Origin of the sequence: Sulfitobacter sp. 1A13368, assembly GCF_043557275.1 — a bacterium.
GTDB lineage: Bacteria > Pseudomonadota > Alphaproteobacteria > Rhodobacterales > Rhodobacteraceae > Sulfitobacter > Sulfitobacter faviae.
Window position 1 is genome coordinate 74,474 of record NZ_JBIFFR010000008.1, and the last position, 22,352, is coordinate 96,825.

General features: G+C 63.1%; 22 protein-coding genes. 17 read left to right on the top strand and 5 right to left on the bottom strand.

Going from position 1 to position 22,352, the window contains the following annotated elements:
- Positions 1-2: 2 nt before the first annotated feature.
- The 4 genes from ACGYK4_RS15420 to ACGYK4_RS15435 all read right to left on the bottom strand — a co-directional run bounded on the left by ACGYK4_RS15420 (position 3) and on the right by ACGYK4_RS15435 (position 3,244).
- Complete coding sequence (locus tag ACGYK4_RS15420; protein ID WP_394457279.1) at positions 3-482, bottom strand: MarR family winged helix-turn-helix transcriptional regulator; 480 nt, start codon at positions 480-482, stop codon at positions 3-5.
- Positions 483-485: 3 nt separating this feature from the next.
- Positions 486-1,259 (bottom strand): cyclase family protein, encoded by a 774-nt coding sequence (locus ACGYK4_RS15425; protein WP_394431230.1) that lies wholly within the window; start codon positions 1,257-1,259, stop codon positions 486-488.
- 192 nt (positions 1,260-1,451) lie between these two features.
- Positions 1,452-2,414 (bottom strand): dihydrodipicolinate synthase family protein, encoded by a 963-nt coding sequence (locus ACGYK4_RS15430; RefSeq protein WP_209219179.1) that lies wholly within the window; start codon positions 2,412-2,414, stop codon positions 1,452-1,454.
- A gap of 131 nt (positions 2,415-2,545) precedes the next feature.
- Entirely contained in the window at positions 2,546-3,244 is a 699-nt protein-coding gene (locus tag ACGYK4_RS15435) for a GntR family transcriptional regulator (RefSeq protein WP_394411645.1), read from the bottom strand.
- 344 nt (positions 3,245-3,588) lie between these two features.
- On the opposite strand from ACGYK4_RS15435, the gene ACGYK4_RS15440 reads away from it, so the two are divergent.
- From ACGYK4_RS15440 to ACGYK4_RS15520, 17 genes are all read left to right on the top strand, one after another.
- A complete protein-coding gene (locus ACGYK4_RS15440; protein ID WP_394411650.1) occupies positions 3,589-4,596 on the top strand; it encodes an ABC transporter ATP-binding protein in 1,008 nt (335 codons plus the stop codon).
- Positions 4,593-5,702: an ABC transporter ATP-binding protein gene (locus ACGYK4_RS15445; protein WP_394457280.1), complete on the top strand. Its 1,110-nt coding sequence runs from the start codon at positions 4,593-4,595 to the stop codon at positions 5,700-5,702. The genes ACGYK4_RS15440 and ACGYK4_RS15445 overlap by 4 nt, the downstream gene beginning before the upstream one ends.
- Positions 5,703-5,743: 41 nt before the next feature.
- Positions 5,744-7,258, top strand: coding sequence for an ABC transporter substrate-binding protein (locus ACGYK4_RS15450; protein WP_271693902.1), 1,515 nt, complete (start codon positions 5,744-5,746; stop codon positions 7,256-7,258).
- Positions 7,259-7,324: 66 nt separating this feature from the next.
- Entirely contained in the window at positions 7,325-8,269 is a 945-nt protein-coding gene (locus ACGYK4_RS15455; protein ID WP_067264018.1) for an ABC transporter permease, read from the top strand.
- Entirely contained in the window at positions 8,269-9,168 is a 900-nt protein-coding gene (locus ACGYK4_RS15460; RefSeq protein WP_209219184.1) for an ABC transporter permease, read from the top strand. The genes ACGYK4_RS15455 and ACGYK4_RS15460 overlap by 1 nt, the downstream gene beginning before the upstream one ends.
- 11 nt (positions 9,169-9,179) lie before the next feature.
- Entirely contained in the window at positions 9,180-10,973 is a 1,794-nt protein-coding gene (locus ACGYK4_RS15465) for a gamma-glutamyltransferase family protein (protein ID WP_394457281.1), read from the top strand.
- Between the two features lie 3 nt (positions 10,974-10,976).
- Positions 10,977-11,738 carry a DUF1028 domain-containing protein gene (locus ACGYK4_RS15470; RefSeq protein ID WP_394457282.1) on the top strand — a complete coding sequence of 254 codons (762 nt, stop codon included), beginning with the start codon at positions 10,977-10,979 and terminating at the stop codon, positions 11,736-11,738.
- A 4-nt stretch (positions 11,739-11,742) separates the two neighbouring features.
- Entirely contained in the window at positions 11,743-12,585 is an 843-nt protein-coding gene (locus ACGYK4_RS15475) for a sulfite exporter TauE/SafE family protein (RefSeq protein WP_067266472.1), read from the top strand.
- On the top strand, positions 12,582-13,295 hold the full coding sequence (locus ACGYK4_RS15480; RefSeq protein ID WP_271693907.1) for a FadR/GntR family transcriptional regulator: 714 nt from the start codon (positions 12,582-12,584) through the stop codon (positions 13,293-13,295). The genes ACGYK4_RS15475 and ACGYK4_RS15480 overlap by 4 nt, the downstream gene beginning before the upstream one ends.
- A gap of 188 nt (positions 13,296-13,483) precedes the next feature.
- On the top strand, positions 13,484-14,464 hold the full coding sequence (gene phnD, locus ACGYK4_RS15485; RefSeq protein ID WP_394457283.1) for a phosphate/phosphite/phosphonate ABC transporter substrate-binding protein: 981 nt from the start codon (positions 13,484-13,486) through the stop codon (positions 14,462-14,464).
- 55 nt (positions 14,465-14,519) lie between these two features.
- Complete coding sequence (gene phnC / locus ACGYK4_RS15490) at positions 14,520-15,293, top strand: phosphonate ABC transporter ATP-binding protein (protein ID WP_394457284.1); 774 nt, start codon at positions 14,520-14,522, stop codon at positions 15,291-15,293.
- Positions 15,290-16,084, top strand: a complete 795-nt coding sequence (gene phnE / locus ACGYK4_RS15495) for a phosphonate ABC transporter, permease protein PhnE (protein ID WP_271690257.1) — start codon at positions 15,290-15,292, stop codon at positions 16,082-16,084. Before phnC ends, phnE (ACGYK4_RS15495) begins: the two co-directional genes overlap by 4 nt.
- Positions 16,081-16,890: a phosphonate ABC transporter, permease protein PhnE gene (gene phnE / locus ACGYK4_RS15500; protein ID WP_271690258.1), complete on the top strand. Its 810-nt coding sequence runs from the start codon at positions 16,081-16,083 to the stop codon at positions 16,888-16,890. Before phnE (ACGYK4_RS15495) ends, phnE (ACGYK4_RS15500) begins: the two co-directional genes overlap by 4 nt.
- Positions 16,887-17,792, top strand: a complete 906-nt coding sequence (locus ACGYK4_RS15505) for an HAD-IIA family hydrolase (protein WP_394457285.1) — start codon at positions 16,887-16,889, stop codon at positions 17,790-17,792. Before phnE (ACGYK4_RS15500) ends, ACGYK4_RS15505 begins: the two co-directional genes overlap by 4 nt.
- A 115-nt stretch (positions 17,793-17,907) precedes the next feature.
- A complete protein-coding gene (locus ACGYK4_RS15510) occupies positions 17,908-18,891 on the top strand; it encodes a TRAP transporter substrate-binding protein (protein WP_394457286.1) in 984 nt (327 codons plus the stop codon).
- Between the two features lie 66 nt (positions 18,892-18,957).
- Positions 18,958-19,476, top strand: a complete 519-nt coding sequence (locus ACGYK4_RS15515) for a TRAP transporter small permease (protein WP_271693916.1) — start codon at positions 18,958-18,960, stop codon at positions 19,474-19,476.
- On the top strand, positions 19,469-20,752 hold the full coding sequence (locus ACGYK4_RS15520; protein WP_394457287.1) for a TRAP transporter large permease: 1,284 nt from the start codon (positions 19,469-19,471) through the stop codon (positions 20,750-20,752). Before ACGYK4_RS15515 ends, ACGYK4_RS15520 begins: the two co-directional genes overlap by 8 nt.
- A 49-nt stretch (positions 20,753-20,801) precedes the next feature.
- On the opposite strand, the gene ACGYK4_RS15525 is transcribed toward ACGYK4_RS15520, so the two are convergent.
- Positions 20,802-22,298, bottom strand: a complete 1,497-nt coding sequence (locus ACGYK4_RS15525; protein WP_394431211.1) for an aldehyde dehydrogenase family protein — start codon at positions 22,296-22,298, stop codon at positions 20,802-20,804.
- Positions 22,299-22,352 lie beyond the last annotated feature (54 nt).

A 22,352-nucleotide genomic window follows, 5' to 3' on the forward strand; every position in this document is an offset into this window, starting at 1 on the left:
TCTCAGAAATCGTGTTTTCGAATGTTGCGCAGCATGGTCTGCAAGGTTGCCAAGAAGGCCGCCTTCTCCTCGGGGCCGATGCCCTTGAACATCGCCTCATAGGCCTGCGCCATATGCGGCCAGAGCCGCGCATAGGCCTCGCGCCCCTGATCGGTCAAGTAGACCCGCGTGGCGCGGCTGTCGTTGGCATCGGTCTCGCGCCGGACCAGCCCGTCGCGCACCAATGCGTCGAGCGCGCGGCTCAGCGTCGATTGCTGCACCACCGCGTAAACCGCCAACTCGCGGATCAGGATGCCGTCGGTCACCGACAGCACCGCGAGCGAGCGCATCTGCGGCGTGGTCAGGCCGAGTGCCGCCATCTCCGCCGACAGGGCGGCATTGTACCGCCCCATGATCCGGTTCATCAGATAGGGCGCGAAATTATCGAGCCCCATCCGATCCAGCGGCGCGTTCTCGGCCTTGGAAGGTGGTGTATCTGTCACCGATCAGCCCTTCGGCACCAGTGCCAGCGCCCGAATGGGGCTGCCGGTGCCGTTCTTGATCTTCAACGGCGCGGCGATCAGGATCGCCCCCTTGGGTGGCAGTTTGTCGAGGTTGGCCAGTGACGCCAAACCAAAACAGTTGTTCTTATGCAGCAGGTTATGCGCCGGATAGGGCGGCTCCATCCCGCCCGCTTGCCCCGCATCGGTGCCGATGCATTGGGTGCCCCAGCCGACGATCTTCTTGTCCATCAGGTACTGGATCGCATCCGGGGTCGGCCCGGGGCTGTGCGGCCCGGTCTCATCGGCGTTAAGAAACCGCGCCTCGTCATCGACGCGCGCGTCCCAATCGGTGCGCATGACGACCCATTCGCCTTCGCCGATCTCGCCATACTCGGCTTCCCATTCCTTGATGCCCTTGGCATCGAGCAGGAAATCCGGGTCTTCCTGCGCCTGCTGCGAACAATCGATCACGTTGACCGGGGCGACCAGACGCTGCACGTCGAGCGTATCGGTGAACCCGTCGTCGTAATCCTTACCGGTGATCCAATGGTGCGGCGCGTCGAAATGCGTGCCCGAATGCTCACCCAGCACCATCCAGTTCCAAGCAAAGAAGGGGCCGTCTTCGTCATATTCGCTGATCTTGTGAATCTCGACCTTCGGCGTCGGCTTGGCGAAATCGGCAGGCAGTTGCAGGATCGGCGTATCCGGCCCCAAAACGCCCGAGCAATCGACGACCTCAACCCCGCCCGAAGCCAGCATCGCGCCGAAATCACGCATTAAATCCGTAGCACTCATTTCAATTAATCTCCCTCAAATGGCGCACCCACTCCCGATGCGTTGTCCCTGCCAAGATGCTAGTCACATTTATATGCGTTTGCAATTATCTTCTTCGAAAGGCTTGCCACGAACGCGAAAGGCCCGCCGCAAATGCGACGGGCCTGCCCAGCCGGGGAGAGGTGGCTAAGGAGATTAAGCGGCGTATTTCGCGACCGCCCCGCCCTGCTGGCTCCAATCGGCATACCATGTGCGGAAGAGCTTATACTGCGCCTCGGCATAGCCGCGCTGGCTGTCGGTCAGCGCGTCGGTCTCATTAAAATGCAACGCATATTCCGCATGGCCTTCGAGCACCATCAGATGCTTATAATAAAGCACGAGGTCCGGCCCTTCATCGAAGGAGGACAAAACACCAAGGGCCGCATCAAGCTCCTGCGCGCGCTGACGCGCCTCGGCATCGCCCGCCGCCGCGGCTTGGCTGAGGGCGACCAGATGCAACACTTCGCGCGGCAGCACATTGCCGATCCCGGTGATCGCGCCGGTGGCGCCGCAATTGACAAAACCGTGGAAGACGGTGGTATCCACACCGATCATCAGCGTGACCTCATCATCCCGGCTGGTGATATTCTCCGCCGCATAGCGCAGATCATCCGCGCCGCCGAACTCCTTGAAGCCGACAAGGTTGGAATGCTCGGCCCGCAGCGCAAAGAACAGATCGGCCCGAGTGGCGAAACCGTAATAAGGGCTGTTGTAGATCACGGCAGGAAGCTCAGGCGCCGCCGAGAGAACCTTTTTGAAGTGATCTTTCTGCGCGGCAACCGACGTGCCGCGCGACAGGATGCGGGGGATCAACATCAGTCCCTTGGCGCCGACCTTTTGCGCATGCGCCGCATGTTCGGCGGCCAGCTTCGTATTCACGGCCCCCGTGCCCACAACTACCGGCACGCCCGCTTCGACCAGACGTTCGACACCTTCCATCCGCTCTGCATCGGTCAGCAGCGGCCAATCACCCATGGACCCACAGTAAACCACCGCGCTCATCCCATCGGCGATCAGCTTTTTGCCCATACGCACCAAAGCGTCGAAGTCAGGTTTCCGGTCTTCGGTGCAGGGGGTCATCAGGGCCGGGATGCAGCCGGAAAAAATCGAAGGGGTCATATATCTCTCCATCATAGAAACCGGCCGCGATACTGCCGGGCTTGGCTGCATCTTAGCTATTGTATTTTATTTGTCGACATAAAATCTGCACAGCCCCTATGACGGGCCGATAAAGGTGCGTTTTCCTATAATTAAAGGTCGATATGCTGCCGCCGATCCCGCGAAATCAGCGCCTGAATCTGCCCCACGATCTGATCTGCATGGGTTGCGGCCAAAGAATCCGCACGACCAATATCCCGCGCCTCAATCGCCGCGATCAAGTCCTCATGTTCCTGCACATACTCACTGGGAAGCTGATCGTCGAAGGACTGGTAATACATCCGCAGCAACCGGCGCCCCTCATCCAACAGCCGCAGACAAAGCGATTCGTAATAGGGGTTGCGCCCCGCCCGGGCGATCTCGGCATGGAACTCCCGGTTCGTCGCGATCATCGACAGCGCGTCCTGCGCCGACACGGCCTTGGCGAACTCCACCTGCCGCGCGCGAATATTGGCCATATCCGCCGGCGTATGAAACTGCGCCGCAAGACGCGTGGTGACACGGTACATCAAGGTCATCGCGTCAAAGAAGGTGTGCAGGTTCATGAAGTCGATATTCGACACGACTGTCGAACGGTTGGGCAGCGTGGTCACCAACCCCTCGCTTGCCAACCGCACCAAAGCCTCGCGGATCGGCGTGCGCGACATCGACAGCCGCTCGGAAAGGCGAATCTCGTCAATCGGACTGCCCGGCAACAGGGTCAGGTCGAGTATCTCATCACGCAGGATGGAATAGACAAATTGCGCCCCGGACCCGCGCTTGCGTTCCGCCGTTTTAGGTTTGCTGGTCATGCGGGGATGCCGCCCTTTTGATGTTCATGGCTCCCCCTCGATAAAGCAACAAATCCCCCGCCCTACAATAGCGCTATCGCCCCCAAAGCGCGCCACCCCCTTCATTTCATCCTTTCTCAAATACCTTCCGCACTCTCCCCAAACGCCACCCCGCGCCAACCGCCCACCCAACCGCCGCAACAGATCGCCTAAAAAACGGGCATCACCGCCGATATATCAGGCAAATTCGCGCCAAAAGACTGACCTAGAAAGGCTTTTTCAAAAACTGTAATCCCCGGATTGACAGCGCGAAAGCTGCAACCGCATACTCGACCAATCTGATATTGGTTCAAGAAAGCGGTCCATTGCCCAGCCCCGACACCGGTCCCGACAAGGTTTTGCTCGAAGTGCGTGACTTCAGCCTGCGCTTTCGCGGCGCGCCGAGCGACCAAATCAACCATGTGAATTTCACGGTCCACCCGGGCAAGACACTCTGTGTCGTCGGGGAAAGCGGCTGCGGGAAAAGCGTGACCTCGCTGGCGATGATGGGGCTGCTGCCGGCCGGTGCGGCGACAATCCGCTCGGGCGAGATGGTTTTCGAAGGCCAGAAGCTCGACCTTGCCGACCACACCGCCATGCGCAAACTGCGCGGCAGTCGGATGACGATGATTTTCCAAGAGCCGATGACCTCGCTCAACCCCGCCTTCCGCATCGGCGACCAGATCACCGAAGCCGTGCTCGCCCATAGCGACGCCAGCAAATCCGAGGCCGAGGACAAGGCGCTGGCGATCCTCAAGCGGGTCGGCATTCCGGCGGCGGAGAAGCGGATGCGCGACTACCCGCATCAACTCTCCGGCGGCATGCGCCAGCGGGTGATGATCGCCATGGCCTTGGTCAACGACCCCGCGCTCTTGATCGCGGATGAGCCGACGACCGCCCTCGACGTGACCATTCAGGCGCAGATCCTCGAATTGATCCGCGACCTTCAGGCCGAGACCGATATGGGCACGATCATGATCACCCATGACCTTGGCGTGGTGGCCGAAATCGCGGATACCGTCGCCGTCATGTACGCGGGCACGATCGTCGAAACCGGCCCTGCGGAACGCATCTTTAACGACCCACAGCATCCCTACACGATCGGCCTCATGTCCTCGATCCCGCAGCTCAGCGGTCCGCGCGGACGCTTGGCGACCGTGCCGGGCATGGTGCCGACAACGCAGAACATGCCCCAAGGCTGCCGTTTTGCCACGCGCTGCCCCTTCGCCCAGCCCATCTGCGCGCAGGAGCCGCCGCTTGCGCCGCTGGAGGGGGGCCATGCCGTGGCCTGCCATTTCGCCCCGCTGGAGACACATCTGGAGCAGAGCGCATGAGTGACACGATCCTGACAGCGCGCGGGCTGAAGAAACATTTCAAAACCTCGGGCGGCGGATTGGCCAAAGGGGCTACGGTCAAGGCGGTCGATGACGTTTCCTTTGACGTGCGCCGGGGCGAGACCTTTGCCATCGTCGGCGAATCCGGTTGCGGCAAATCCACCCTCGCGCGGCTGTTGATGCGCTTGCTGACGCCGACCGAGGGCGATGTGCAGTTCGACGGCGCGGATGTGCGCAGCCTTTCGGGGCGTGATCTGACCGCCCTGCGCCGGGACATGCAGTTCATCTTTCAAGACCCCTTTTCATCGCTCAACCCGCGTATGAGCGTCGGCAAGCTGGTCGGTGAGCCGCTGGAGACCCATTTCCCCAAGATGTCAGCCGCCGAGCGGCGCGGCAAAGTGGCTGGACTGCTGGCCAAGGTCGGGCTGCGCCCCGAACATGCCGAACGCTACCCGCATGAATTCTCGGGCGGTCAACGTCAGCGGATCGGGATAGCGCGGGCGCTGGCCTCGGCCCCGAAACTGGTGATCGGGGATGAGCCGGTCTCGGCCCTCGACGTTTCGGTGCAGGCGCAGGTGATCAACCTGCTTGGCGATCTGCGGGATGAATTGGGGCTCACATTGGTCATCATTGCCCACGACCTCGCCGTGATCCGCCATATGAGCGACCGCGTGGCGGTGATGTATCTGGGGCAAATTGTCGAACAGGGCGATGTCGACACGGTATATAACCATCCGCGCCACCCCTATACCCGCGCGCTCTTGTCGGCCATTCCGGTGGCGGCCCATGGCGCGCGCACGCCGCAGACCGCGCTTGAGGGTGAGATGCCCAGCCCGGCGAACCCGCCTGCAGGCTGCCGCTTCCACACCCGCTGCCCCTTTGCCAAAGAACGCTGCGCGAGCGAGCCGCCCTCATTGCGCGAGACCCGCGCGGGCGTGGGCCATGTCGCCGCCTGCCATTACTTCGAAGAGATCGCCGCCGCCACGCCGGACCTCGGCCTTGCCGATGCGCCCGTACGCGCCCCCGGGGCCACCGCGCGCTTTGCGCTTTACCAAGACGCCATGCGGGACCGGACCACGCTCCGCCCCCGCCAAAACCAAGAATAACAGGCTGAACCAGACTCATTGAAACGACAGGAGAGTTCGACATGACACTTACCAAAATGACACTTGCCGCTGCATTGCTGGGGGCCACGACCCTCGGCGCGCAGGCGGCTGATCTGCGCATCGCGCTGCAATCCGATGCCGATGTGCTGGACCCCGACCAGTCGCGCACCTTCGTGGGCCGCATCGTCTACGCGTCGCTCTGCGACAAGCTGGTGGACATCACCCCAGACCTCGAAATCATCCCGCAGCTGGCGACCGAATGGTCCTTTTCAGAAGATGGCAAACAGCTGACCATGAAACTGCGCGACGATGCGGTCTTCCACGATGGAACGCCCTTTGATGCCGAGGCCGTGGCCGCCAACATCGACCGCAGCCAGAACATGGAGACTTCGCGCCGCAAGTCCGAGCTTTCCTCCATCACCGGCGTCGAAGTGCTGGGCAGCCATGAGATCCGCTTTGATCTGGCCGATGCCGATGCCACGCTGATGGCGCAATTCGCCGACCGCGCAGGCATGATGGTCTCCCCCACCGCTGCTGAGGCCGCGGGCGATGACTTTGGCCTGAACCCGGTCTGCTCCGGCCCCTACCAGTTCAAAGAGCGTGTGGCCCAAGACCGCATCGTGCTTGAGAAATTCGCCGACTATTACGACGCCGAGGAATACCACTTCGACACCGTCACCTATCTGCCGATCCCCGATACCACCGTGCGTCTGGCGAACCTGCAATCGGGTGACATCGACATGCTTGAGCGTCTGGCCGCGACCGACCTTGCGCAGGCCGAAGGTGACGACAGCATCAATGTCGAAAGCGCCGTGTCGCTCGGCTATCAGGGCATCACGATCAACGTGGCCAATGGCGAAAAGGGCGACAACCCTTGGGGCAACGACAAACGTCTGCGTCAGGCGCTGAGCTATGCGATCGACCGCGAGGCGATCAATCAGGTCGTCTTTAATGGTGCCTTCGCCGCGGGCAACCAGCCCTTCCCGCCGAACTCCCCTTGGTACAGCACCGACTATCCCGTGCCTGAGCGTGACGTGGAAAAAGCCAAGGAACTGCTGGCCGAAGCCGGTTTTGCCGATGGCATCGACCTTGAGGTGCAGGTGCCCAACACCACGATCCCGCTGCAACTGATGCAGGTCGTGCAGTCCATGGCTGCCGAGGCGGGGATCAACATCTCGATCACTTCCAAGGAATTCGCGACGCTGCTGGCCGACCAGTCGGCGGGTGACTATCAGGCGAGCCAGATCGGCTGGTCGGGCCGTGTGGACCCCGATGGCAACATCCACCAGTTCATGACCACCGAAGGCGGGATCAACGATTCCAAATATTCGAACCCGGAAGTGGATGAACTGCTCGACAAGGCGCGCAAGTCCAACGACCAAGACGTGCGCCGCGAGAGCTATACCGCTGCCCGCGCGATCCTGAACGAAGAGATGCCGATCGTGTACCTCTACCACCAGACATGGATCTGGGCGCTGGATTCCGACATCACCGGTTTCACCCCCTATCCTGACGGCATGATCCGCCTTGCGGGCATGAAAAAAGAAGAAGGCTAACCCTTCTGCATCCGCACCGCCGGGCCGGTTCCGGCGGTGCCCCTCCCCTGAGCGAGACGTTTCAAAATGCTGTCCTTCATCCTGCGCCGTCTGGTGATCGCGATCCCGACGATCATCCTGATCTCGGTCTTTGTCTTCACCTTGCAAAAGCTGCTGCCGGGCGACCCGGTGCTGGCCATGGCCGGCGAAGAACGCGACCCGCAGGTGCTGGAGTTCCTGCGCGAGAAATACCGCCTGAACGATCCTATTCCGGTGCAATATTTCACTTGGATCGGCAACGCGCTGACCGGTGACTTGGGCATTTCGCTGCGCACCAACCAGCCGGTGCTGGAACTCATCGGAGAGAAACTGCCCGTGACCATCCAACTGGCCACGATGGCAATGATTTTTGCCCTGTTGATCGGCGTGCCTGCAGGCATCTTCTCTGCCGTCAAGAAGGGCACCGTGACCGATTATGTGGCCAATGTCGTGGCGCTGTCGGGCCTGTCGATCCCGAACTTCTGGCTGGGTATCATGCTGATCCTGCTGGTCTCGGTGAAATGGAAGCTGCTGCCCGCCTCAGGCTATGTGCCGCTGAGCGAAGACCCCATCCGCTCCATCACCGTGATGATCATGCCCGCTTTCGTGCTGGGCACGGCGCTGGCCGCGACGCTGATGCGCCACACCCGCTCGGCCATGCTGAGCGTGCTGAGCAGTGACTACGTCCGTACCGCCCGCGCCAAGGGTCTGGTCGAGCGGCGGGTGATCCTGAAACACGCCTTTCGCAACGCGCTGACGCCGATCGTTACCCTGACCGCCCTGCTGTTTGGTGAGCTGATCGCGGGCGCGGTGCTGACCGAACAGATTTTCACCATCCCCGGCTTTGGCAAGCTCGTAGTCGATGCCGTGTTCAACCGCGATTACGCCGTGGTCCAAGGTATCGTGCTCGTCACCGCCGTCGGCTTCATCTTCATGAACCTGCTTGCCGATGTCGCCTATGTGCTGCTGAACCCCCGCCTGAGGAAGCAATAATGGCTCAACCTGCCACCCCCATCACCATCGACGCCGAAAGCGCCGCCGATCCGGTCCTCTCCGCCCGTCCCGAAAACCGGGTTTGGAAGAAGTTCCGTACCCATCGCAGCGCCATGCTGGGCGGCGTGCTGGTGGTCTTCTTCTGCGCCATCGCGCTTTTGGCCCCGCTGCTGCCGATCCCCGACCCCGCCGCCACCGATTGGGGCGCGGTGCGCAAGGGCCCTTCGGCAGCCCATTGGATGGGCACCGATGAGTTGGGCCGCGATGTGCTGAGCCGTCTGGTCTGGGGCGCGCAGGCGTCTCTGCTGGCCGGGGTCGTCTCGGTCGCCATCGCCCTTGGTCTTGGCGTGCCTTTGGGCATCGTGGCGGGCTATTTCGGGGGCTGGACCGACGCGGTGATCTCGCGTTGCACCGAGGCGCTTCTGGCCGCGCCCTTCCTGATCCTCGCCATCGCGCTTGCGGCCTTCCTCGGGCCGAGCCTGACAAACGCAATGATCGCCATCGGCATCTCGGCCACGCCAATCTTCATCCGCCTGACCCGCGGTCAGGTGCTGAGCGTCGCCGCCGAGGACTACGTTGAAAGCGCCCGCGCCATTGGTCTCAGCACGCCACGCATCCTGCGCCGCTATATCTTCCCCAACGTGCTGCCGCCCGTGTTGGTGCAGGCCACGCTGACCGTCGCCACCGCCATCATCGCCGAGGCGTCGCTGTCGTTCCTCGGCCTTGGCCAGCAACCGCCCGCGCCCTCTTGGGGGTCGATGCTGAACACGGCGAAGAACTTCCTCAATCAGGCGCCCTGGATGGCGCTTTGGCCCGGCATCGCGATCTTCATGGTCGTACTTGGCTTCAACCTTCTGGGCGACGGGCTGCGCGACGCGCTCGACCCACGCGAACACTGACCGGAGACGACATGACCCCCTTCACCACCCGCCCCGAGATCCGCGGCTCCTTCGGTGTCACCACCTCGACCCATTGGATCGCCTCGACCGTGGGGTTCGGCATCCTTGAAAAAGGTGGCAACGCCTTTGACGCCGCTGTCGCCGCGGGCTTTGTCCTGCAAGTGGTCGAGCCGCATTTGAACGGCCCGGCGGGCGACCTGCCGATCATCTTTCACGACGCGGAGAAACAGGCGACCAAGGTCGTCTGCGCCCAAGGGGTCAGCCCCGCCGCCGCCAAGCTGGAGCATTTCGAGGGGCTCGGGCTGAAACTGATCCCCGGTTCGGGTCTTTTGTCGACGGTGGTGCCCGGTGCGTTTGACGGCTGGATGCTGATGCTGCGCGATCATGGCACCATGGGTCTGCGCGAGGTGATGCAACCGGCGATCGACTATGCCCGCGACGGGCATCCGGTGCTGCCGCGCGTGTCGAACACCATCAAGGGGCTGGCCGAATATTTCGCCGCCGAATGGCCCACCTCCGCTGCCGTCTGGACGCCCGGCGGCGCGGCGCCCGAGCCGAACGCCAACTTCAAAAACCCCGATCTGGCGGCAACCTATGAACGCTTGGTAAGCGAGGCCGTAGCCGCAGGCGAGGACCGCGTGGCGCAGATCGAAGCGGCGCGCAAAATCTGGTCCGAAGGTTTCGTGGCAGATGCGATTTTCGACTACCTCGAAGACGCCTGCGTGCATGACGTGTCCGAGCAAAAGAACAGCGCCCTTCTGGCGCGAGAGGACATGGCCAAATGGCAGGCCAGCTATGAGGACACGCTGACCTACGAATACCACGGCTGGACGGTGCATAAGACCCACGCATGGTCGCAAGGGCCGGTGTTCTTGCAGACCCTCGCCATCCTCAAACATTTCGATCTGGCCGCGATGGATCCGATGGGCGCCTCCTTTACCCATACGGTGATCGAGGCGATGAAACTCGCCTATGCCGACCGTGAGGCCTATTACGGCGACCCCGAGCAGAGCATCATCCCGATGGAAGAGCTACTCTCTGACGCCTATAACGCGGAACGCGCGAAGCTGGTGAACGGCAAGGCATCGCTTGAGCAGCGCCCCGGCGTGATTGCAGGGCTGGAGCATCTGGCCGAGCGCTATATCGAACGCGCTGCCCGTGATTTCGGCGTTCAGAACGCCGCCCCGCAAGAGCCGACGATGGCGCATCTTACCGAGAAACGCGGCGATACCGTGCATCTCGATGTGATCGACCGGTGGGGCAATATGGTCTCGGCCACGCCCTCGGGCGGGTGGTTGCAGAGCAATCCGGTGGTGCCGGGGCTGGGCTTTCCGTTGAACTCCCGCGCGCAGATGTTCTGGCTTGAGCGGGGTTTGCCCACCTCCCTCGCCCCCGGGCGGCGTCCGCGCACCACGCTGACCCCCTCTTTTGCCGAACATGCCGATGGGCGGCAGTTGGTCTTTGGCACGCCGGGCGGCGACCAGCAGGACCAATGGCAGCTGATCTGGTTCCTGCGTTTCGTGCACCACGGCCTCGACCTGCAAGAGGGGATGGATGCGCCGCTGTTCCACACGCTGCACTTCCAAAGCAGTTTCTTCCCCCGCCAAGCCCTGCCCGGCGAGATGATGATCGAACCCAATGTCGGCCCCGCAGTGATCGACGCGCTGCGCGCCCGGGGGCATATCGTTACCGTGGCCGAGCCGTGGTCGGTGGGCCGAATGACCGCCGCGCTGCGCAATCCCGATGGCAGCCTTCACGCCGCCGCGACCCCCCGCCTGATGCAGGCCTATGCCGTAGGACGCTGACCCATGACCTATTCCATCATCGCCCGTGACCCCGACAGCCAAGAGATTGGCATCGCCGTGGCCAGCCGCTTTTTCGCCTGCGGTGCCGCCGTGCCCTACATCGGGCGGCGCGTCGCCGTGGCCACGCAGGCTTTCGTCAACCCGCTTTGGGGGACCGAAGGCCGGCGCATGCTGGAAAGCGGCGACCCCGCCGAAGCACTGCTGAAGGAATTCGCCGCCCGCGATGCGGGGCGCGACATCCGCCAGTGTCACATGCTCGATGCCCAAGGAAACTTCGCCGCGCATACCGGCGCGGGCTGTGTCGATTGGGCCGGGCACCGTGTGGGGACCATTCACTCCGTCGCGGGCAATATGCTGACCGGGCCGGAGGTGGTGGAGGCCACGTTCGAGACCTACGCCGCGCGCCATGATCTGCCGATGGCCGAACGTCTGCTCGCCGCCATGCGCGCGGGCGAAGAGGCGGGCGGCGACATGCGCGGGCGCCAAGCCGCGGGGCTGGTGATCCACCGCGGACAGGACCACGCCTATCTCGACCTGCGCGTCGATGACCATGGCGACCCGCTGAGCGAACTTGACCGGCTGCTCGACGTCGCCGGAGAGCGCTATCTGCATGTGGCCGAAGCGATGCCGAGCCTCGACAATTTCTCGGGCACCTCGGACCGCGCGCCGATTGATGCGGCCATCACGCGCGCCGAAGAGGCGCGCAAGGCAGCAGGCAAACCCAGCCGGTCGCTAGCGACAGATTTAGAGACAAAGAAAGATTAACCATATGAACGCGCTCGATTTCAGCCAGCTTCTGCCCCTTCTCGCCATTGCGGTTTCCGCCGGGGTCTTTGGCGGCATCCTTGCGGGGCTGCTTGGTGTGGGCGGCGGTATCGTGATCGTGCCCGCGCTTTATCTTGCGCTGTCGACGGCGGGGATGGACCCGGCGATCACCATGCAAGTGGCGGTGGGCACCTCGCTTGCGACAATCGTCTTTACCTCGCTGTCCTCGGGCTATGGTCACTTCAAACGCGGCGCGATTGATATGGACCTTTTGAAACTCTGGGCGCCGTCACTGCTGATCGGCGTCGTGATCGGCGCGCTTCTGGGGGGCTATGTCTCGGGGCTGATCCTTGTCGGCGTCTTTGCCACCGTGGCCGCACTCGTCGCGCTCGACATGATCTTTCGCAAGACCAAGGACGACCCCACGCCGCGCGGCTTTGCCAAACCGATCTGGGCGATCCTCGGCGTCGTCACCGGCGGGCTGTCTGCGATGATGGGCATCGGGGGCGGCACCATCGGCGTGCCGCTATTGAACTTTCTGGGCTATGACATCCGCCGCGCCGTGGGCACCTCTGCCGCGATTGGTTTCATCATCGGGCTGCCGGGTGCGGTGGTCTATGCGCTCACCGGCCTCGGGGCCGAGGGGCTGCCGCCCTTCTCGCTCGGCTATGTGAACCTTGCCGCTGCGGCCATCATCATTCCGCTCACTTCCAGCTTTGCCCATGTGGGTGTGAAACTGGCCCATAGCATTCCGCGCCGGGCGCTTCGGTTTGCCTTTGGAATTTTCCTAATGGTAACCTCTCTGCGTATGTTCATTGATTTATTTGAAGCGTTTTCCAACTCATGACACAGACCCCCCAGTCCGCCCCAAGTGAAGATGAATTGGCCGAGCGGCTGCGCGGAGCGATCCGCCAAGGGGACATCCTGAACGACGGGCGGATGCCGCCCGAACGGGCGCTGGCCGAGCATTTCGGCGTGAGCCGGGCGCGGCTGCGGCTGGCGCTTGGCCTGTTGCAAGAGGACGGCACGATCTACCGCCGCCACGGCCAAGGCACATTCGCCACACCGCCCCCCGCGACCAATGCCGACAGTCTGCGCCACCTTGCACGACAAGTCACGCCAAGCGACGTCATGGAAGTGCGGCTAGAGGTTGAGCCCGCCCTTGCCGCCCTCGCCGCCGACCGCGCCCGCCCGCAAGAGATCGAGCGGTTGGATCAGCTGATGCGCGCCACGCTCAACCTCAGTGACCCTGACGCCTATGAGGCGGCGGATGACATGTTCCACTACAAGATCGCCGAGATGGCGCGGAATCCGCTGTTCCTTACGGTCTACGAATCCATCCGCGCGGTGCGCCGCGAAGTGGCATGGACCTCGCGCCGCCGGACCTATCACGCCCCGGAAACCCTACAGGTTCTGGGCGAGCAGCACATGACCCTGAACGACGCCATCGCCCGGCGCGATACGCTCGGCGCCGCCGCCGCGATGGAGCAGCATTTGCTGACCGTTTCCAAAACCCTGCTGCGCGACCGGGTGCGCAAGATCGAACTCGATCTCTGAAGCCCCCGTTTCGACTGGTTAAACCGCGCCCCGGCCTTCCCCGCTTTGCGGCGGGAGATGTTACAGCTTTGTGACAATTTTGTCCGCCGACGCGCCGGAACAGCTTGCAAACGAAACTGTTCGATGTTCGTATCTGCGCATTATTGTATTTCGCGCCAGATGCGCGGATTCTCAGGGAGGAGAACGCAATGTCTCATAAATACCTATTCGCCGCAGGTCTCACCGCGGCCTTCACACTGACGGGCAGCCTTGCCTTCGCGCAAGAGGATTGCGAGCGCGGCGCCTTGGACAAGATGTTCTGCGACGCCGATGGCGATCTGGTCGCCGATGCGCCGACCGATCCCGATATGCTGAAAGATCCCTCGACGCTGGTTTTCGCCTATACGCCCGTCGAAGACCCCGCGATCTACGAGGACATCTGGACCCCCTTTATCGAGCATCTTGAAGACGCGACCGGCAAGGACGTGCAGTTCTTCGCAGTGCAGTCGAACTCCGCCGAGGTCGAGGCGATGCGCTCGGGCCGTCTGCATATCGCCGGTTTCTCCACCGGTCCCACGCCCTTCGCCGTGAACCTCGCAGGCGTCGAGCCCTTCGCCATCATGGGCGCCGAGGACGGCCAGTTCGGCTACAAGCTGCAGGTCTACACACAGGCCGACAGCGACATCAAGGAGATGAAGGATCTCGCCGGCAAGCGCATCGCGCATACCTCGCCGACCTCCAACTCCGGCAACCAGGCGCCGCGCGCGCTTTTCCCCGATCTGGGCGTGGTGCCGGGTGAGGATTACGAAGTGACCTATTCGGGCAGCCACGACCAGTCGATGCTGGGCGTCGTCGCGGGCGACTATGACGCGGCCCCCGTCGCCTCCGAAGTGGTCGACCGCATGGCCGAGCGCGGTCTTTACGACCCCGAGGATGTGCGCATTGTCTGGGAAAGCGACCCATTCCCGACAACCTCCTACGGTGTCGCGCATGACCTCGCGCCCGAGCTGAAGGAAAAGATCAAGGAAGCCTTCTTCTCCTTCGATTTCGAAGGCACCGCACTGGGTGAGGAATTCGCGGGGGTGAGCAAGTTCGTCCCGATCACCTACAAGGACCAGTGGGCGGTGATCCGTCAGATCCAGAAGGCGAACGGCGTCGAGTACACGCCGCAGGGCCTCGCGGCTGAATAATCGTTCAACACCGGGGGCCGGCTTTGCGGTCGGCCCCTCGTTTAAGGTACATTAAATGCTGAAAATTTCCGACCTCGTGAAACGCTATGGCAGCGGTGATCCGGTGCTGAAGAACCTTGATTTGACGATCGAGGGCGAAAGCGTCGTGTCTATCATCGGTTCCTCCGGCGCGGGCAAATCGACGCTGCTGCGCTGCATCAACCGACTGGTGGAGCCGACCTCGGGGTCGATCATGCTCAATGGCACCGAACTGACCAACCTGAGGGGCAAGAACCTGCGCGCCGCACGGCGCAAGATCGGCATGGTGTTCCAAGGCTTCAACCTCGTCGACCGTCTGACCGTGATGGAGAACGTTCAGTCGGGCCGCTTGGGCTACATCTCGACATGGTCCGCCGTGACCCGCCGCTATCCCAAAGAAGACATCCGCCGCGCCTATGAGCTAATGGAGCGCGTCGGCATCGCGCAATATGCCAACACCCGCGCCGACCAGCTCTCGGGCGGCGAGCGCCAGCGCGTCGGCGTGGTCCGCGCGCTGATGCAGGACCCCGACATTCTGCTGGCGGATGAGCCGACCGCCTCGCTCGACCCCAAGACCTCGGAGCAGATCATGGGCCTGCTGCGCGATCTGGCCGGTGAGCTGAAACTGCCGGTGCTGATCAACATTCACAACGTGACCGAGGCCAAGGAATACACCGACCGTATCGTCGGCATGCGCTATGGCCGGATCATCTTTGACGACGAGCCGAGCAAGCTCGACCAAGCGGCAATGGATCAGATCTACGCCGGCAGCCCCCATGCGGACCGCGCCAAAGATGGGGCCGCGGCATGAGCGCGCCGCGAGATACCTGGAAAAAACCACCCTTCATCGCCAACCCGGTGCTGCGGTGGGCGGTGATCTTGGGCGCGGTGGCCTATTTCGGTTGGGTCGGTCTGACCATGCCGATTGACTGGAACCGCGTCGCCGAAGGGCTGGGGCGCGCCGGGCGCATTTTTGGCGGGGCGTTCCCGCCAAGTTTCGAACGCTCGGGCCTCTTGATCGACGGCTTTCTTGAGAGCCTCAAGATCGCCATCCTCGCCACCGCGGGCGGCGTGCTTTTGTCGATCCCCATCGCCTTCATGTCCGCTCGCAATGTGGCGCCCAAACCGATCTTCTACCTCGGCCGCGCCATCATCATCGTGGCGCGCAGCTTTCACCCCGTCATCGTGGCGATCCTCTTCGTCAAGGCCGTGGGCTTCGGCCCCTTCGCGGGCGTGCTGACACTGATCGTCTATTCCATCGGCTTCGTTGCCAAGATGCTGGCCGAACGGATCGAGGAGATCGACTTCGGTCAGGTCGAGGCCATGCGCGCCGCCGGTGCGCCCTATTTCTCGACCCTGATCTACGCGATCTTTCCGCAGATCATGCCGCGTCAGATCGGCCTCACGATCTATCAGCTCGACAGCAACCTGCGCGCCTCAGCGGTGGTGGGCATCGTCGGCGCGGGCGGCATCGGGGCGACGCTCGCCAATGCCTTTGGCCGCTACGACTATGACTTCGCGCTGGCGATCACCATGGTCATCGTCGGTGTCATCCTTGTCTCCGAAGCCGTCAGCGGCGTGATCAGAAAGCGCATCCAATGACGACCCTTGCAGAGAAATTCGGCCGCGACGACTGGACCCGTTTCACCCTGCGCCAACGCCTCACCCGCTACGGCGTGCTTCTCGGCTGCGCCCTCGCCATCGCATGGGCGCTGACTTCGATCGAAGTCATCTGGGCCTGGGTCTGGGGCGCGCCCGAGCAGATCGGTGACCTTTTCGGCCGCATGTATCCGCCCGACCCCAGCAACCTCGACACGATCCTCAAGGTGCTGTGGGACACGGTGAACATCGCCACTTTCGCCACCACCTTCGCGGTGCTGCTGTCGCTGCCGGTGGCCTATATCGCGGCGCAGAACACCACGCCCAACCGGGCCACGCTCTGGCTCGGGCGGCTGATCCTCGTGACCTCGCGGTCGGTGAACACGATCATCTGGGCGCTTCTCTTCGTGGCGATCTTCGGCCCCGGCGTGGTGGCGGGCATTTTGGCGATCATGTTCCGCTCCATCGGCTTTATCGGAAAGCTTCTGGGCGAGGCGATTGAGGAGATCGACCGCCGCCCTGTGGAGGCCCTGGAGGCCACCGGCGCCTCGCGCTTCAAGGTCATTGCCTATGCCATCGTGCCGCAGGTCATGCCGACCTTCTGGGCCGTGTCGATCCTGCGGTGGGACATCAACCTGCGTGAATCCACCGTTCTGGGCCTCGTCGGCGCGGGCGGCATCGGGATCATCCTGCAAGGTGCCATCGACACCTTCAACTGGCCCGAGGTCGCCACGATCCTCATCGCGATCATCGTGTTGGTGATCATCGGTGAGGTGATCTCGGCCTTCCTGCGCCGCCGCATCCTGTGAGTCTCGCCATAGACCCCGCGCAGGCGCTGGCCGAATACCAGCGCCTGCGCCCCCGCCTGCCCGCCTGCGACAAGCTCGGCCATGGGGCGGAAGCCGCCCGTTTCCTCGATATCGTCGCGCCCTATGAGTTGATCCTGTTCGACGCCTACGGCGTGCTGAACGTCGGCGAAACCGCGATCACAGGGGCCGCGCAGACCATTGCCGCTCTGCGCGAGATGGGCAAGTCGGTCATGGTCGTCAGCAACTCCGCCGCATATCCCAAGGCGCATATGATGGACCGCTACGCGCGGCTTGGCTTTGATTTTGCAGCCGACGAGGTGGTTACCAGCCGCGAGGCGCTGCTGCACCGCGTCGCGGCAGAACCCGCGCGCCGCTGGGGCGTGATGCTGAACCCCGATAAGGACATGGGAGAGATCGCCGACCTCGGCGCGACCGTTCTGGCGGATGATCCGGCAGTCTATGACCGGGCCGAAGGTTTCCTCCTCGTCGGGGCGGATGGGTGGACAGAGGCGCGGCAGGCCCTGTTGGAGGCCAGTCTGAAACGCCAGCCCCGGCCTGTCTTTGTCGGCAACCCCGATCTCGTCGCCCCGCGTGAGGATGGCCTCTCGCTCGAACCCGGCTGGTTCGCGCATCGTCTGATCGACGCGACCGGCGTGGCGGTACATTTCTGCGGCAAGCCCTTCCCCGATATCTTTGATTTGGCCCTCGCCCGGGCAAAGCCCCTCGATCCGGCGCGCGTGCTGATGGTCGGCGACACGCTGCACACCGACATCCTCGGCGGGGCGCAGGCGGGTTTCGCCACGGCACTGGTCACCGGCCACGGCTCCCTCTTGGGGTTAGAGGTTGCTGCGGCGATCCAAGGCTCGGGCATCGCGCCCGATCATATCGTCACGGAAATTTAGCAGCGCTTTGCTGTGGATTCATTGTCCACAAAGCGCCCCTCCCCCATTGCCATTCTGAACATCCGCCGCTAGCAGTTTTCGTGACCTTGTTAATAAGATCGCTGGAGGATACAAAATGTTCAAAATCACCAAGCCCACGGCAATTTTCGCCACTTTGGCCGCGCTCACCGGAGGAGCCCTGAGCGCTGAGACCGAAGTCAAGATCGGCTACGCCCTCGCCCCCGACAGCCACTACGGCGTCGCGGCGCAGAAGTGGCAAGAGGTCGTCGAGGCCGAGACCGACGGCAAGTTCAGCTTCCGCCATTTCCCCTCCTCCGGTCTGGGCGGTGAGCGCGAGGTCGTCGAGGGCCTGCAACTGGGCACCGTCGAGGCGACCATCGTCTCCACCGGCACGCTGAGCAACTTCGTCCCCGCCACCGGCGTCACCGACATTCCCTTCCTGTTCCGTAGCCTTGACCACGCGCGCCGCGTGCTCGACGGGCCGATTGGTCAGGACATCTTGGCCGAGTTCGACGGCGCGGGCATGGTTGCCTTGGCTTGGGGTGAGCAGGGCTTCCGCCACATCACCAACAACCGCAACGCCATTGAGACACCCGAAGACATCGCGGGCATGAAGCTGCGCACCATGGAAAACCCGGTGCACCTCGAAGCCTTCAACGCCGCTGGTGCCGCCCCCACCCCGATGGCCTGGCCCGAGGTGATCAGCTCGCTGCAGCAGGGCACCATCGACGGGCAGGAAAACCCGCTGTCGGTGATCGTCTCCGTGAAGCTCGACGAGGTGCAGAAATACCTGACGCTGTCGGGCCACGTCTATTCCCCCGCCATGCTGCTGGTCTCCAAACCCTTCTGGGAAGGTCTGTCGGATGAAGACAAGGCCGCCTTCGAGAAAGGCGCGACCGAAGCCGTCGCCGCCATGCGCGCCTTCGTCGATGACGTGGAGCAAAGCGGCGTCGAGACGCTGAAAGAGCGCGGCATGGAAGTGAACGAGCTCAGCGAAGAGCAGAAGGCCGCCTTCCGCGCCTCCATCGAAAGCGCCTACGAGGGCTACTACGAGACCTACGGCAAAGATCTGATCGACCAGATCGCCGCGACCGAGTAAGCGCCGCGACGGAAAGACGGACGGCCGGGAGCAGTGCTTCCGGCCGTTTTGCACGGGAGGGAAACCATGCGCAGATTGGAACAGCTATTCGTCAAGGTGAACGCCGCCGTGGTGATCGCCTGTTTGACGGGAATGGTCTTGGTCGTGGGGGCCAATGTCGCCCTGCGGTTCAGCACCAACCATTCGCTCTCGTGGTCCGATGAATCCGCCCGTTACCTGATGATTTGGATGGCCTTTCTGGGGGCTGGCCTTGCCCTGCGGCAGGGCGGCCATGTGGCCATCACCAATCTGCATGATGTGATGAACACCCGGATGCAGCGCATCCTGCGCGGGGTCATCGTTTTGATTTTGCTGTTCTTCTTTGCCTTCATGGTCAAAGTCGGCTGGGACTATATGCAGCGCGCGCAGTATCAGATGACCCCGGCGATGCGCCTGTCGTTCCGCTATGTCTATGCCGCCATGCCGGTCGGTTTCACGCTGCTGATCGTACATCTATTGCTGATCGCGCGGCCCTTCATCATGGCGGGCCGTTATCACCAGCCCGAAGGTCAGACCGAAAACATGCCGGGAGCCGCCAATGGCTGAGATCCTCTTCATCTCGCTTTTCGTGCTTATGGTGCTGGGGCTGCCCGTCGCCTTTGCCATGGCCATTTCCGTCTTTGCCGCCATCGGTCTGGGCAGTTCCTACCCGCAGATCGTCGTGGTGAAAGAGATGTTCTCGGGCCTCGACAGTTTCCCGCTGCTGGCCGTGCCCTTCTTCATCCTCGCCGCCGAGATCATGACCGGCGGGGCAATCACCCACACGCTTTTGCGTTTCGCGGCGCAATTCGTGGGCCATCTGCGCGGGGGGCTGGGCTATGCCAATGTGATTTCCTCGACCATGTTCGCAGGGATCTCCGGCTCGGCGCTGGCCGATGCGGCGGGACCGGGCGCGATGATGATCCGCATGATGGAGAAAGGCGGCTATGACCGCTCCTACGCCGGAGCTTTGACGATTTCTTCGGCAGTGGTGGGGCCGATCATCCCGCCCTCGATCGTGATGATTATCTATGCCTTGCAGGATCAGGAAGTCTCGGTCGGATCGCTGTTCATGGCGGGCGTCATTCCGGGGCTGCTGCTCGCCGGAGGGAGCCTTGCGGCCAATGGTTGGGTCAGTTGGAAACGCGATTACCGCAGTGATGAGGCCCGGCCCGAGCGGGCGCAGATGTGGCGCAACAGCCTGATGGCGCTGCCCGCGCTTGGGCTGATCGTGCTGATCGTCGGCGGCATCCGGGGCGGCATTTTCACCCCGACCGAAGCGTCGGTCATCGCCGTGTTCTATGCGCTGTTTTGCGGGTTCTTCGTTTACCGCGCCCTGCGCCTGCGCGATCTGCCGGGGCTGATCCTGCGCGCGGCACTGATCTCATCCGCGGTGTTGCTGATCCTTGGGGCCGCGCGGGCTTTCGCATGGGTCTTGGTGATCGAAGGCGTGCCCCAGTTTCTGGCCGAGACGATCATCGCGTGGGAGCTTTCGCCGATCCTGTTCCTCTTGGCGGTGAACGTGCTGTTGCTGCTTTTTGGTCTGTTCATGGATCCGCTGCCGGGGGTTATGATCCTCGTCCCGATCCTGGCACCCATCAGCCACGCCCTCGGCATCGCGCCGGATCATTTCGCCATCGTGGTGATCGTGAACCTGACACTGGGGCTGACGACGCCACCCGTGGGGAGCCTGATCTTCGTGGTCTCCTCGGCGGTGAACCTGAAGCCCGCCGCGCTGATCCGCGAGATGCCGCCGTTCTTTTTTGCGAATTTCGTCGTGTTGATGTTGCTGACGTTTGTGCCAGCAATTTCGACATGGCTGCCAAAGGTCAGCGGTTTTTAGCAATTTACCGCCCGGCATCAGACCGGGCGGCGCCGCGCTGAGCTTGTCCTTACTCGGTCTGGATCCAAACCGCCTTGGTATCCAGATACGCCTGCAGGTGCTCCACGCCACCCTCCTTGCCGTAGCCCGACATCTTCAGCCCGCCAAAGGGCACCGCCGGGTCGATCGCGTGGTACATGTTCACCCAAACCGAGCCCGCCTTCAGCTTTTTCACCGTCCGATGCGCCACCCCGAGATCGCGGGTGAATATCCCCGCCGCCAGCCCGTAGGGCGTGGCATTGGCGCGGGTCACGACCTCCTCCATCGTGTCGAAGGGCAGGGCCGAGATCACGGGGCCGAAAATCTCCTCCCGCGCGATGGTCATCTCGTCTTTCACATCGGCAAAGATCACCGGCTCGAGGAAGTTGCCACCCGCATAGCCCTCCCCCTCGGGCCGACCGCCGCCCGTGACCAGCCGCGCGCCCTCGGCCTTGCCCTTGGCGATATAGTCTTCGACCTTTTCGGTCTGCACGGCGTTGATGAGCGGGCCGAGATCGGTACCTTCGTCGAGGCCATGCCCGATCCTCAGCCCCCGCGCGAAGGCCGCCAGTTTCTCGATAAACTCATCCTGAATCTCCCGCGCCACGAAAAGCCGCGAGCCGGCGATGCAGATCTGCCCCGAGTGGGCATAGACCGCCATCGCCGCCACCGGCACCGCCTTGTCGAGGTCGGCATCCTTGCAGATGATCAGCGGGCTTTTCCCCCCAAGCTCCAGCGTGATCCGCTTGAGGTTCTCCACCCCGGCCCGTGCGATGGTCTTGCCCGTCGCGGTCGAGCCGGTGAAGACCACCTTGTTAACATCCGGATGTTCGGCCAGCCGCGCGCCAGCCTCACGGCCCGTGCCGGTGACCACGTTGACCACGCCGTCGGGCACGCCCGCCTCCTGCATCAGCCGCGCGATCATCAAGGGCGTCAGCGGCGCGTCCTCAGAGGGTTTCAGCACCACGGTGCAGCCGGTGGCCAGCGCAGGCGCAATTTTCCAGATCGAGGCGGCGGTCGGGGCGTTCCACGGGATGATCGCGCCCACCACGCCGACCGGTTCGCGGGTGGTGAAGGACAGCATCGACTGCGAGATCGAGTTCTCGATCACGTCGCCATGCAGCGCCACCGCCTGACCTGCGTAGAAGCGCAGCATCCCGATCACCCGCCGCTTGTTCCCGAGCGTCCGCGCCAGCGGCAGCCCCATGTCGGCGGTGTCGGAGACACAGAGCTTCTCCCAATCCCGCTCCATCACATCGGCGATGCGCAACAGCACCTCCTGCCGGTCGTAGGGCGTGAAGGTGGACCAGACGCCTTCGAAGGCGCGGCGCGCGGCATCCACGGCCTGATCGACATCCCGCGCCCCGCCGCGCGGCACTTCCGCCAGCTTGCGGCCAGAGGCGGGATCCTTCACCTCAATCACCGCGCCGGAGTAGGCGGGCACGTCCTGACCATCGATGAACATCGGGCAGAACTGCCCGTGGTAAAGCGTTTCGGCAATCTGGTGGGGGTCGCGGGTCAAAGTCATTTCAGCCTCATTCCATTTATGCGCCATTCCTATCAATCGAATTGTCGGTTTCAA